The sequence below is a fragment of the Methylophilus sp. 3sh_L genome, from assembly GCF_046766015.1.
GTDB lineage: Bacteria > Pseudomonadota > Gammaproteobacteria > Burkholderiales > Methylophilaceae > Methylophilus.
Map to the genome: position 1 here is coordinate 52069 of NZ_JBKOUF010000005.1, position 12433 is coordinate 64501.

Annotated in this window: 11 protein-coding genes; 5 read left to right on the forward strand and 6 right to left on the reverse strand. The window is 52.4% G+C overall.

The genetic code is table 11. From position 1 onward, the window contains the following. Positions 1–4: 4 nt before the first annotated feature. The 3 genes from ACIDF8_RS10715 to ACIDF8_RS10725 all read right to left on the reverse strand — a co-directional run bounded on the left by ACIDF8_RS10715 (position 5) and on the right by ACIDF8_RS10725 (position 3235). Positions 5–748, reverse strand: a complete 744-nt coding sequence (locus ACIDF8_RS10715; RefSeq protein WP_412010606.1) for a hypothetical protein — start codon at positions 746–748, stop codon at positions 5–7. Continuing rightward, positions 745–2043: a phosphate regulon sensor histidine kinase PhoR gene (gene phoR, locus ACIDF8_RS10720; RefSeq protein WP_412010607.1), complete on the reverse strand. Its 1299-nt coding sequence runs from the start codon at positions 2041–2043 to the stop codon at positions 745–747. Before phoR ends, ACIDF8_RS10715 begins: the two co-directional genes overlap by 4 nt. 97 nt (positions 2044–2140) lie before the next feature. Next, complete coding sequence (locus tag ACIDF8_RS10725) at positions 2141–3235, reverse strand: TIGR03790 family protein (protein WP_412010726.1); 1095 nt, start codon at positions 3233–3235, stop codon at positions 2141–2143. 135 nt (positions 3236–3370) lie between these two features. On the opposite strand from ACIDF8_RS10725, the gene ACIDF8_RS10730 reads away from it, so the two are divergent. Further along, positions 3371–4063, forward strand: coding sequence for an SDR family oxidoreductase (locus ACIDF8_RS10730; RefSeq protein ID WP_412010608.1), 693 nt, complete (start codon positions 3371–3373; stop codon positions 4061–4063). Positions 4064–4134: 71 nt separating this feature from the next. On the opposite strand, the gene ACIDF8_RS10735 is transcribed toward ACIDF8_RS10730, so the two are convergent. Further along, positions 4135–5307: a GNAT family N-acetyltransferase gene (locus tag ACIDF8_RS10735; RefSeq protein ID WP_412010609.1), complete on the reverse strand. Its 1173-nt coding sequence runs from the start codon at positions 5305–5307 to the stop codon at positions 4135–4137. 106 nt (positions 5308–5413) lie between these two features. Next, positions 5414–6043 carry a hypothetical protein gene (locus tag ACIDF8_RS10740; RefSeq protein WP_412010610.1) on the reverse strand — a complete coding sequence of 210 codons (630 nt, stop codon included), beginning with the start codon at positions 6041–6043 and terminating at the stop codon, positions 5414–5416. 407 nt (positions 6044–6450) lie between these two features. On the opposite strand from ACIDF8_RS10740, the gene ompR reads away from it, so the two are divergent. Together ompR and ACIDF8_RS10750 are read left to right on the forward strand one after the other, a co-directional pair. After that, the gene (gene ompR, locus ACIDF8_RS10745) at positions 6451–7176 is read left to right on the forward strand and encodes a two-component system response regulator OmpR (protein ID WP_412010611.1); all 726 of its coding nucleotides are present in this window, start codon (positions 6451–6453) and stop codon (positions 7174–7176) included. A 21-nt stretch (positions 7177–7197) separates the two neighbouring features. Beyond that, positions 7198–8511 (forward strand): sensor histidine kinase, encoded by a 1314-nt coding sequence (locus ACIDF8_RS10750; RefSeq protein WP_412010612.1) that lies wholly within the window; start codon positions 7198–7200, stop codon positions 8509–8511. On the opposite strand, the gene cysG is transcribed toward ACIDF8_RS10750, so the two are convergent. Next, on the reverse strand, positions 8508–9905 hold the full coding sequence (cysG, locus tag ACIDF8_RS10755) for a siroheme synthase CysG (protein WP_412010613.1): 1398 nt from the start codon (positions 9903–9905) through the stop codon (positions 8508–8510). The genes ACIDF8_RS10750 and cysG overlap by 4 nt on opposite strands. 111 nt (positions 9906–10016) lie before the next feature. Between cysG and miaB the strand changes: the two genes are divergently transcribed. Together miaB and ACIDF8_RS10765 are read left to right on the forward strand one after the other, a co-directional pair. Continuing rightward, positions 10017–11354 (forward strand): tRNA (N6-isopentenyl adenosine(37)-C2)-methylthiotransferase MiaB, encoded by a 1338-nt coding sequence (gene miaB, locus ACIDF8_RS10760; protein WP_412010614.1) that lies wholly within the window; start codon positions 10017–10019, stop codon positions 11352–11354. A gap of 2 nt (positions 11355–11356) precedes the next feature. Further along, positions 11357–12310, forward strand: coding sequence for a PhoH family protein (locus ACIDF8_RS10765; RefSeq protein ID WP_412010615.1), 954 nt, complete (start codon positions 11357–11359; stop codon positions 12308–12310). Positions 12311–12433: the final 123 nt, after the last annotated feature.

The window sequence follows — 12433 nt, forward strand, 5'->3', positions numbered from 1 at the left end:
AAGATTATCTAAAAGGAAGAAAGGGCGCGGTGGTGATGCTTTGCGTCAACCGCGAGACAAAACGCTGCGACTTTTCAGCCAGCGTCAAAGCCAGTAAATCGGTGCGGGCGACCAGCTTGCTAAACTCGCGCTCAAAGCTCAGGTTCTGCACTTCACCTGGCTGGCTATTGGTCAGCAACAACAGCTCACCTTGCGGATTTTTAGCATTTGATAGCTTCCACATGGCAATTTCAATGTTCCTGGCCGCATTGTATAAATTTTGCGGCTCTATGCTATCCAACAAGAAAAAAGTCGACTGGCCACCATGGGCGCGGAACAGCATGGATTGTATCCCCACCACTAGTGCCAGCACACGGTCACCACTATATTGCGGATTCAAGGCCAACTTGATTGCGGCAGTATCCTGCGCATGCCCCAAGGCCTCCAGTTGCCAGCCATGCAGATCGGCCTGCTCGAAGACATACGTCGCAATCTGTTCTGGCGAGCCCAGACCAGATTTTTGAGCCTCGCCGGGGTTACGTTTATACAGCTTGAGCATTAACAAACGCAAGGTACTGACATTTTCGGCATATTCGATATCGGCCAGACGGTCCAGGTCTGTTTTTACCAGTTGATGCAGCGCATTACGATCTTGCCGGACGGGCACCGGCCGCCCATTCGGGGAATCAATATATCCGGTTCGTGGCGAACTCGCACAAGCAGTCAGCAATACAAGCAATATCAAACTGCTGCAGCCGACACGGCTCATGCAGGCAAGATCCTTTGCGCAGGAAACACGATACGGAAACAGCTGCCCTGCCCAGGCTCGCTCTCTACCAGCAGGCTGGCCTGATGATGATGCAAAATGTGTTTCACAATCGACAAGCCCAAGCCGGTGCCGCCTGTATCACGGCTACGTCCGCTATCCGCGCGGTAAAAACGTTCGGTAAGTCTGGGTAAATGATGCGATTCGATCCCAATGCCATTATCTTGCACAGTAAAGACAACCTCTTCTCCGCGCATTTGCCAGTAAATATCAATCTTGCCTTGTGGCGGGGTATATCGCACCGCATTACTGGTCAGGTTACTCATGGCACTCATCAGCTCATTATAACTGCCTAGCAGATTGACCTTGGTGTCCATATGCAAGGTGACCGTATGTTGCCCTTGGCTAAGTGCCTCTGCATCGCGATGTAATTGCTGCAGCATGGCGTGCATGTCAATCTCAACTTCATCCTTGAGCGTGACATTATTCTCCAGGCGCGACAAAGTCAGCAGGTCCTCAATAATGCGGCGCATCCGGGTGGTTTGCACCTGCATCATGTCAAAATAAGGTTGGATATCAGGTGAAACCTCGCCCTGCATATCGCTAATGGTTTCCAGAAAACCACCAATCACCGTCAGGGGCGTACGCAACTCATGTGAGACATTGGCAATAAAATCGCGCCGCATCACCTCGGTTTTCTCAATCGCCGAGACATCGCGGCAGATCAACAGGCGCTGCTTGCTGGCAAAGGGGATAATCTGCAACTCCAGCGTCACATCGGGCGTCCGCCAGGACTTGAGCTTAAGTGGCTCGCTATATTCTTCTGCTTGCAGATATTCGACGAACTCGGCCTGGCGTAACAAATAATAAATCGGTTGATTTTCATCATGGTGGCGCTTGAGCCCCAGGCGTTGCACAGCGGGTTCATTAAACCACTCGATTTCGTTACGGTTATTCAGCACCACCACGCCATCCGGCAATGCACTGGTCGCATGCCGTAACCGCTCCAATGTACTGCTCAACTGGCTCTGGCTACGCGAATGACGGCGCATTTCATGGTAAAGATTGGCAAAAATGTCTTCCCAGATACCTTTGCCATTCGGGATAAAATTGAGACTGGGTTTAAGTGCCCACTGATAGAGCCGGTGTATCCAATATAAATGCCCGGCCAGATAAGCCAGTACGCCAGACAAATAAGCTAACCATGCGACATGCGCATTTGTGAACCAGCCGAGCAACAGGCAGCAAAAAGCCCAAAACAACAAACTCCAGAATGCTTTTAAACGAATATCTTGCACAAGCCAATCTCAACGGATAGATGGCAGCGATTATACGATACATCCCTGCCGGCACAATGACAGGAAAATGACGTCAGCGCAGGCGCACTGACCATGGTCATTCCTCCGCCACCGGGACACTTCTGGCAAATGGCTTGGCCAGGGGTTCGCCTATAAACACCCCCTGCATCGGCCATTTAACGCTTTTCCAATAAGCTTCAATCAGCGTCTCTCCTGCCAAATAGTGGCCAATTAATACCTGCGGATTGGGAAACTTTTGCCAATAATTACAAGGTTCGGACACCGTACCGTAACTGCCTGTCACACCAGCATCCAGCCAGCGCGTAGCCGGCATCTGCGGATTGTAGTTACCCAGAATCCCGCCATTTGAGGTGAGATGGTCAGCAATGGCACCTGGCAAATAGCTATTGGTCAGCATGTAATCTACTGACTTTTGCCCGGTGAAATAAAACATCACCGCCGATTGCTTTTCTATCGCCTCTTCATTCAAGGTATGCAAGGTCAGTTTTTTGGATTTCACCGTCATGCCATCTTGGGGGAAAAACGGTTCACGCGGCTTGGAGCGTGCTGCATCCTGGGTCTTGAGGAAGAATCCATTGGCATCATTTAAACTGAATTCACTCATCACACCACGGTCTATGAGCGCCTTGGCCGCAGCCACGCTGGTGATGGGCAATAACATGGACAAACGCAGATGGTGATCCGCCCAGGGCCGTAACGAAGAACTGTTAAAGTAAGGGCTATCGCGTCCCGGGTCGCAGGTCTTGCGGCATTGATTGATATCCAGGCCGAGTGTCAGCGCACTGGTAAGGCTGTTACATTGCACCGCAAATGGTGTCCGCCACACCAGCAACAACACTTGCTGATTGGTCAGCTTGCTTTCCAGTTGCGCTTTGAGCGACTCAAACTCAGGGACAGTCAAGGCATCCTTAAAATGCCTGGGCAGTTCCACACCAATAAGATTTTCGGCGGGCACTTGCCGGGCTTGCACGTAGTAACGGGCGACCTCTTCACTTTGCGCATCATTGAGGTTATACACCACGGCCACGTCCTCTGGCTTGAGCAATGAAGGCCGTAATGGGATTTGCTTGCTTAGGTCTACTGCGCCGGCAATACCACTCACCAGGACGCCCATCATCAAAAACAGGCAAGTGCATAACACCGCCTTTGAGTTCAGCGACCACTGTTTCACTAACTTCAACTCAATACTCCATTTTCAACTCAACACGCCATTGCGATTGCAAAGAGACTACGCCAGGCATTTCAACCCGCGTAGAATGTCATCATAACGTAAATTCAACCACTGCATGAAAGCGAGGTTCACGCCATGAATACGCAAACCATTTTAATCACAGGTGCCAATCGCGGCATCGGCCTGGAGTACGCCAAGCAATATGCTGAAAACGGTCAACAAGTCTATGTGACGGTGCGGGACCCTGCCCAAGCCACAGCCTTACAAGTACTGGCAAGCCGGCATAGCAACCTGCATGTGCTCGCGCTGGATGTCGCAGATGTGGCTGCGATTAAAGCGCTGGCGAGTCAGCTCTCTTCCCTAACCATAGACATTCTGATCAGCAATGCAGGCACCTATCCCGAGAGTGCATTTGGCCGTACCGACGCCCAAGCATGGTTGCACGCATTCCAGGTCAACACCATGAGCACCTACTATCTGGCCGAGGCTTTTTTACCGCAGTTGCGTAGGGCCCCACAAGCAAAACTGATTGCCATGACCAGCAAAATGGGCAGCATAGACGACAATGGCAGCGGCGGCGAATACATTTACCGCAGCAGCAAAACCGCGTTGAATATGGTGGTCAAAAGCCTGTCGATAGACCTGAGTGAATTTAATATTGTCGTCGCTGCCTTGCATCCTGGCTGGGTGCGGACAGACATGGGCGGCCCCCATGGACTGATTGATACTGAAACCAGCGTCAGCGGCTTGCGACGAGTCATAGACCAACTAAACACGGCACAATCTGGCCAGTTTATTGCCTATGATGGCAAAGTGATTCCGTGGTAAACAAATTCCGTGGTAAAAATAACTCCATGCTAAAAGCAACTCCATGGCAGGCGTGCGGTGCCTAGCCAACCTCAAGGCAGCGAAGCAGGCGCCTCTGCCATGGCTTTATAAGGGCTACGCTCTTCCAGCTCATTCACATATTGCTGCATGCCCTCCGCCTCCCGGCTTAGAAAGCGTGCCACGCTCTGGTGGAAATCTGGGTGACTCAGCCAGTGGTAAGAGCAGGTAGGATAAGGCTCAAATCCACGCGCGAGTTTATGCTCGCCTTGGGCGCCACCTTCAAAATAGCGAATATGCTCACGAATACAGAATTGCTGTGGCTGGTAATAGCACAACTCAAAATGCAGGCAGGAAATATCGCGTAAACTACCCCAGTAACGTCCATACAAGGTCTCTTCGCCGCGTATGCACAAACTGGCCGCAATCGCCTCACCTTGCTGCGAGGCGATAAACAGCTGCAAGCATTGCGGCAAGCGCTGCTGCAATTGCTCAAAAAAAGCCAGCGTCAGATAAGGCGAACTACGGTGCCGGTAATAGGTATGGCAATAGCATTGGTAGAACAAGGCCAAATCCTGTGCAGTCATGTCTTGGCCACGCACAACACGGCAAGTCACGCCCTGCTGCGCCACTTTCTGGCGCTCTTGGCGGATTTTCTTGCGCTTATCCCGACTCAAAGCAGCCATAAATGCCTCCCAATCGGCATATCCGGCGTTTTCCCAGCGGAACTGCACGCCCTCACGCCTGAGCCATCCTTGCTGTCCACAAAAACTGGCTGAACGTGCATCAGGAAATAATACATGCGCCCCAGACAGAGTATGCGCCTCACAAAAGGCCTGTAATTGACTGAGCATGGCTGCAGCAACCATGTCAGGCATTTCCAACTCAGGAGCCAACAACAGGCGCGGACCAGTCACCGGTGAAAAAGGGATTGCAGAAATGAGTTTGGGATAATATTGACCGCCTGCTTGCTCATAGGCATCTGCCCAGGACCAGTCAAAGACATATTCACCGTAAGAGTGGGTTTTGAGGTAACAAGGCATGGCCGCCACCAGTTGCCCTTGGTGAAACACCACTAAATGATAGGGTGTCCAGCCCGTCTGTGCATCCACGCACGCAGTCTGTTCAAACGCCTGCAAAAAACGGTAATCCAGCAGGGGATGATTCCCTGCCAAGCGTTGCCAGTCGGCAGAGGCAATCTCTTGCAAGCCTCGGCACCAGGAAAAAGACAATTGAGCTTGCGCCATTCAAGACCGTCCTGAATCAGCCTGCAAGCAAGCCAAGCCAGGGTTTGCTTGCACCTGTTTGACACGCCGGAACGCTCAGTGGCATGTGCATGGTTTGAAGGGGGGATTAACTGGGACGTTTGCGTATAACCGAAACGTCTTTACCACTGGAATTGACGGGACTATTGGCTGGAATCACAGCCGGGTTTGGTTTGGATTTGTTTCTGGATTTGGCATCAGGATCAGAGTCGCTGACGATATTTTGCTGACTTTCCATTCTGGCTTCAGTGCGGGCTTCTGCCTCGCGTTGGCGCTCGACCATTTTGGCGTAGGCTGTTTCCAGCTCATCCAAGGTGATCACACCATTGCCATCAAGATCAACATACGAGAAATGACGGGCGACTTGCGGCAGGCACATGGTGGCCTCTTCACGGTCGAGTGAGTCATCATTATCGCGGTTACACTCATTGAAACGCTGCGCGATGCTGTCATGCATGGCCTTGCGTTTTTGTTGCATCAACTGGTGATCGGGGTCGGTATTACGGGCATAATCAGACAGCGCCTTGCGCAGACGGGCACGGTCCTCAGGGCTAAAATTATGCTCCAGGGTCTTGGAGAGGCCTGTATCATCATTATCTGCCAGACGGTTTTCTGTCAGGCGTACCGGCAATTTAAGATCAGCCAATACAGGGAATGCCAGCAACATGGTGGTTGTCAGCAACACAATTCGTTTCAAATGTTTAATCGCTCTACACATCCAAACGCAATACCTTTATTCCTGTTCCATTGAAAGCACTTGTATTTAAGCTATTGTGAGTGCTTTCAAGCATGACTCTCATGGCAAACGAGGGACTGATTTTAAAATCAGGTCGATCACATTAACGCAATTGCAACTTTAGCAGCAACTTATTTAACAAAAAATAGCGTTTTTACCTGCCTCGTGCCAACAGCAGACGGTCATCATGCAACACGATTGTAACTGCAATATTTCATTGCTCACGCTATTTGTAACCAAGTTGTAACTGGTGCACTTCATGCCTACAATGGCTTGGAGTATAATTATGGCGGATAAGTTTTTGGCCTTGCCGTTTTATCTTCCTGCGGTCATCCTGATCGCAACAAAATGCGTTAAGCAAATACTTGCTTCAAATAACAAAGGTCCGTATGTCAGAACAGTTAAAAAAAATCTTGATGGTCGATGATGATTTACGTATGCGCGAACTTTTACAGCGCTACCTGACTGAACAAGGTTTTAACATCAAGTCCGTGTCGGATGGCAAGGAAATGGACAAAACCCTGGCCAATGAACATTTTGACCTGCTGATTCTGGACCTGATGCTACCGGGCGAGGATGGCCTGGCCATTTGCCGCCGACTGCGCGGTGCCAACCACATGACCCCCATCATTATGCTGACGGCACGTGGTGATGAAGTGGACCGTATTGTCGGCCTGGAAATGGGGGCCGATGACTACTTGCCTAAACCCTTCAACCCACGTGAACTGCTGGCCAGAATCAATGCGGTACTGCGCCGTCACGAGATTTCGCCTAAACAGACCGCTGAAGAAAAATCTGCCGCGTTCCAATTTGGTGAGTTTGTGTTTGATACCAGTACCCGCAGTTTGAGTAAAAACGGAGTGCCCATCACCATTACCAGTGGTGAATTCACCTTGCTCAAAGTATTCACCGAGCACCCGCGCCAACCGCTGTCACGTGACCGCCTGATGCAACTGGCCCGCGGCCGTGAGCTGGATGTATTTGATCGCAGCATAGACGTGCAGGTTTCCCGCCTGCGCCGCATTATCGAACCGGACCCAGCGCATCCACGCTACCTGCAAACCATGTGGGGCTTTGGCTATGTATTTATTCCAGATGGTGAAGCACCGCAATAATCAGGCCATGCTCTAATCCCCGTGCGCTTACTGCCCCGCCGACTGCTGTCCCGCATCATGTTGCTGATCGCCATTTTACTGGCGGTCAGCATCTATGCATCGCTCAAGATTTTTGATTATTTTGACCGCGAACCCCGGGCGACCGCCGCTGCACTGCAGGCCGTCACCATCGTCAACTACACCCGTGCCTCACTGATCGCCTCGCATGAAAACCGCCGCCTGGCCTTGTTATCTGAATTATCAGGCCGTGAAGGCGTACGCGTTTATGCGGCGGATTTTCTGGAAGATATCGAGCCCTTACCAGCCGACCCTTTCATTAACCTGGTGGCGCTCAAAATCCGCGAACGGCTGGGTGAAGAAACCATTATCACCGTCAACCATTACGATATCCCAGGCTTGTGGATCAGCTTTAATGTCGGCCAGGATGACTTTTGGGTGGTCATTCCCAAAATCCAGGTAGACCGCCCCTTTCCCTGGCACTGGCTAGGTTGGGCGGCCGTGGTCGGCTTGCTTTCACTGGTGGGTGGCTATTTACTGACGGCCCGCATCAACCGGCCGCTGACCATGCTGGTGCATGCCGCAGAACGGCTGCGTAATGGCGAGCCGGCGCCCAAGCTGCCGGTGGATAGCGTGGAAGAGCTGCGCGAAGTGACGCAAACCTTTAACGAGATGGCGGAATCGCTGGCACGCCTGGATGCAGAACGTACATTGCTGCTGGCAGGCGTATCACACGACATCCGTACGCCGCTGGCGCGCTTGCGGCTGGCGGTAGAAATGCTGCCGCAAGAGGCCGACTACATGAAACAGGGCATGATTGAAGATATTTCCGATATGGACAATATCATCCACCAGTTTCTGGACTTTGTGCGCGGGGTGGAAGGCGAACCGACACGCATGATGGACATTAACGACTTACTCAATGCCCTGGCAGAACGCCAACGCCGCGCCGGACGTGAGCTGAAAATCTCACTGGGACCCAAATACTTTATCCCGATCCGCCCGCTGGCCATGCAACGCCTGCTCGACAACCTGGTTGGCAACGCTTACAACTACGGTAAAGGCAAGGTAGAGGTACGTAGTCAGGTGATGGCCGACAAGATCGTCATCAGTGTGCTGGATAATGGCCCTGGCATCCCGCCCGAACATGCGGACCGCTTGCTGCGCCCATTTGAACGCATGGATAGTGCCCGCAATAAATACGAAGGTGGTAGCGGCCTGGGCCTGGCGATTTGTAACCGGATTGCGGCCCTGCATAGCGGTCAACTGACGCTGCTTAACCGTCCTGAAGGTGGCTTGGAAGCCAGGCTCTCTCTGCCCATTTTGCCAAATACTTAATTCATTTCCTCTGGCGGCGTAAACCAGTTCAAACGCGAGCGCAGCTTGACCACTTCGCCAATAATGGTCAGGCTAGGCGGCTTCAACCCGGCGGCGGCCACATCGGCCGCCAGATGCTGCAACGTAGATTCCACCACCCGCTGCTTCTGCGTCGTGCCCTGCTGGATCACTGCCGCCGGCATCTCTGGCGACACACCTTGTGCAATGAGCTTGCTGCAAATCTGCTCCAGGCCAACCAGCCCCATATAAATCACCACAGTTTGCTTTGGCCGCGCCATGGCTTGCCAATCCAGGTCTATGGTGCCCTCTTTAAGATGGCCGGTAATAAACAAACAGGCCTGGGCATAGTCCCGGTGCGTGAGCGGAATCCCCGCATAACTCGAAACGCCATTCGCCGCCGTGATGCCTGGCACCACCTGGAACGGCACACAATGCTGCATCAGCGTCTCAATCTCTTCGCCACCCCGGCCAAAAATAAACGGGTCGCCACCTTTTAAGCGCAACACCCGCTTGCCTTCCAGCGCCAGCTTGGCCAGTAAGGCATTAATCTCTTCTTGCGGCAAAGTGTGCTGGTCACGTGACTTGCCGACATACACCAGCTCCGCATCCCGCCGCACCAACTCCATCACCTCTTTGCTTACCAGCTTATCATACACGCACACATCGCATTGCTGCATAAGCCGCAAGGCTCTAAAGGTGAGTAAATCCGGGTCGCCGGGACCGCCGCCCACCAGGTACACCTCGCCGCGCGTCGGGGCATCCTGTTGCTGACTGAGCAACTCCGCCAACAATTCGCGCGCCGCCTGCTCCTGTCCAGACAACACGCGCTCCACCAGCGGACCATTCAACACATCCTCCCAGAATCGGCGCCGGGCGGGCAGATTGGAAAATTTGGCTTTCACCTGATCGCGGAACTCACCCGCAATGGCGGCAATGCGGCCATAAGCCGCGGGCAGCATGGTTTCGATTTTGCTGCGGATATGCCGCGCCAACACCGGCGCATTGCCTTCACTCGAAATCGCAATCACCACCGGGCTACGGTCGATCACCGAGCCCATGGTAAACGTACATAACGCAGGTGCATCGACGACGTTCACCGGGATATTCAGTCGTTTGGCCGCCACTGACACCGCTTCATTGACGGCTTCATCATCCGTGGCCGCAATCACCAAGCAAGCACTGGTCAGCTGTTCGGCATGAAACTCGGCGGGCACATAGTCAATCTCGCCCTGCGCATGCATCTCGCGTAACTCATCGCACAATTCGGGCGAGATCACGGTGACCTGCCCTTGCGCCTTGCGTAGCATGATCACCTTGCGCGTCGCGACATCGCCACCGCCGATGACGATACAAGGCCGTTGTGCAATATTGAAAAAAATCGGTAAAGCTTGCATGCAGAGGAGACTTCAACAAGAAAATCGTATTTTACCGTAGTCCCCAGTGTTAGCTGGGGTTTCCCCTGCAAATACGCTAAAATACTGTTTTTGTGAGAAATTTAGCGTTCAATGAAGCACGAAAGCGGAAAAAAGATATTCATTAAATCGTTTGGTTGCCAAATGAACGAATACGACGCGTCACGCATGATAGACCTGATGCGCGAGCATGAAGGCATGACGCAAACCGAGAACATGGAAGAAGCAGACGTGATCTTGCTCAACACCTGTTCAGTCCGTGAAAAAGCCGAAGAAAAAGTATTCAGCCACCTAGGCCGCATGATTCCGCTTAAAGAAAAAAATCCCAACCTGGTGATTGGTGTCGGCGGTTGTGTGGCCAGCCAGGAAGGCGAAGCCATCATCGCGCGAGCCCCTTATGTCGATGTGGTGTTCGGTCCGCAAACCCTGCACCGCCTACCCGAGCTGATCAAAGCCAAACAAGCGGCAGACAAGCCACAGGTAGACATTGCCTTCCCCGAGATTGAAAAGTTTGACCATTTGCCGCCCCCTCGCGTCGAAGGGGCCACCGCCTTCTTAAGCATTATGGAAGGCTGCAGCAAGTATTGCAGCTTCTGCGTGGTACCCTACACCCGCGGCGAAGAGTTCTCGCGCCCGTTTGAAGACATTATTACCGAGGCGATCCAGTTAGCCGAGCAAGGTGTGAAAGAAATTACGCTACTCGGCCAAAACGTGAATGCTTACCGCGTGCCCTATCAGGGCATAGAAGCCGACCTGGCGTTCTTGATTGAGACGATTGCAGAACTGCCGCAAATTGAGCGTATCCGCTACACCACCAGTCACCCGAATGAAATGAGCGAGCGTCTGATTGCCTGCCACGCCAATATCCCTAAACTGGCGAATCAATTGCACTTACCGGTGCAGGCAGGCAGCGACCGCATTTTGATGGCGATGAAACGCAACTACACCGCGCTGCAATACAAAGGCCTGATCCGCAAACTGAAAGCCGCCAATCCAGCCCTGACCATCACCAGTGACATCATTGTCGGCTTTCCGGGTGAAACAGAAAAAGACTTTCAGGCTACGCTCAAACTCATGCGCGATGTAGGTTTTGATTACAGCTTTAGCTTTTTATATAGCCCACGCCCCGGCACGCCAGCTAGTTACTTACCGGATGAAACCCCGCAAGCAGACAAAGCTGCCTGGCTCAAGCAATTGCAAACCGAAAACGAAGCCAACGGCGATGCGATCAGCCGCGCTATGCTTGGGACCGTACAACGCGTGCTGATTGATGGTCCCTCCTGGAAAGATCCTAACTTGCTAGCGGGCAAAACCGATAACGGCCGCGTGGTGGATATCGTTGCCGACGCAAGTTATATCCACCAGATGGTGCAAGTCAAAATTACCGACGTCTACAACCCCAAACGCCTGGTCGGCGAAATTGTGAATTAAGCATGGAAATTACCCTCAGCCCCGAAGACAACCTGATGCTGGCCAACCTGTGTGGCCCGCTTGATGAAAATATCCGTCAACTGGCCAATGGCCTCGATATCGACATCAACCGCCGTGGCAGCACGTTTTACTTGAGCGGCAGCCAGACCAATATGCGTCTGGGTGCACAAATGCTGGAAAACTTCTATGCGCGCTCAAAAAAACCGATTGATCTCGAAGACATTCAACTCGGCCTGGTAGAAATCGACAAGCTCAAACCAGAAGAAGTTAGCAGCAGCGCCATGCCTACGCTAATGACGCGTCGCGGTGACTTGCACGGCCGTACCCCGCGCCAGGTCAGTTATTTACAACAGATACAAGACCACGACATCACCTTTGGCATCGGCCCGGCGGGTACCGGTAAAACCTACCTGGCGGTTGCCAGTGCAGTGGATGCCATGACACGTGACCGCGTCAAACGCATCGTATTGGTTCGCCCGGCGGTTGAAGCAGGTGAACGCCTAGGCTTCTTGCCAGGCGATTTAAATCAAAAGGTTGACCCTTACCTGCGCCCCTTGTATGACGCCTTGTACGACTTAGCCGGTTACGACACCGTCAATAAAATGTTTGAACGTGGCGCCATCGAAGTCGCCCCGCTCGCCTATATGCGTGGCCGCACGCTCAACCAGAGTTTTATTATTCTGGACGAAGCACAAAACACCACGCCCGAGCAAATGAAAATGTTCTTAACACGCATCGGCTTTGGCACCAAAGCCGTGATTACCGGCGACGTCACACAGATTGACCTACAACGTCACCAGAAGAGTGGCTTAGTCGAAGCGCAAAAGATTCTCAAAGAAGTGAAAGGTATTGCCTTTACCCAGTTTATGTCTCAAGACGTGGTACGGCATCCACTGGTACAGAAGATTATTAATGCGTATGAAAAGTTTGAGCAGAATACAGCTAAAGATGAATGACAATCTCAACCAAAGTTAAAGCGTAGATAAACCCTCACCCCGGCCTCTAACGATAAATGGATAACAAGAGCGACTAATCGGCATTGAAAATCTATCGAAACCTATCCCATAGATTTGCGTTCG

Bases quoted from the DNA above. Each gene is read 5' to 3' on its own strand.
- ACIDF8_RS10715 (WP_412010606.1), bottom strand. From the start codon at position 748: ATGAGCCGTGTCGGCTGCAGCAGTTTGATATTGCTTGTATTGCTGACT.
- ACIDF8_RS10730 (WP_412010608.1), top strand. From the start codon at position 3,371: ATGAATACGCAAACCATTTTAATCACAGGTGCCAATCGCGGCATCGGC.
- ACIDF8_RS10735 (WP_412010609.1), bottom strand. From the start codon at position 5,307: ATGGCGCAAGCTCAATTGTCTTTTTCCTGGTGCCGAGGCTTGCAAGAG.
- ACIDF8_RS10740 (WP_412010610.1), bottom strand. From the start codon at position 6,043: ATGTGTAGAGCGATTAAACATTTGAAACGAATTGTGTTGCTGACAACC.
- ompR (WP_412010611.1), top strand. From the start codon at position 6,451: ATGTCAGAACAGTTAAAAAAAATCTTGATGGTCGATGATGATTTACGT.
- cysG (WP_412010613.1), bottom strand. From the start codon at position 9,905: ATGCAAGCTTTACCGATTTTTTTCAATATTGCACAACGGCCTTGTATC.
- miaB (WP_412010614.1), top strand. From the start codon at position 10,017: ATGAAGCACGAAAGCGGAAAAAAGATATTCATTAAATCGTTTGGTTGC.
- ACIDF8_RS10765 (WP_412010615.1), top strand. From the start codon at position 11,357: ATGGAAATTACCCTCAGCCCCGAAGACAACCTGATGCTGGCCAACCTG.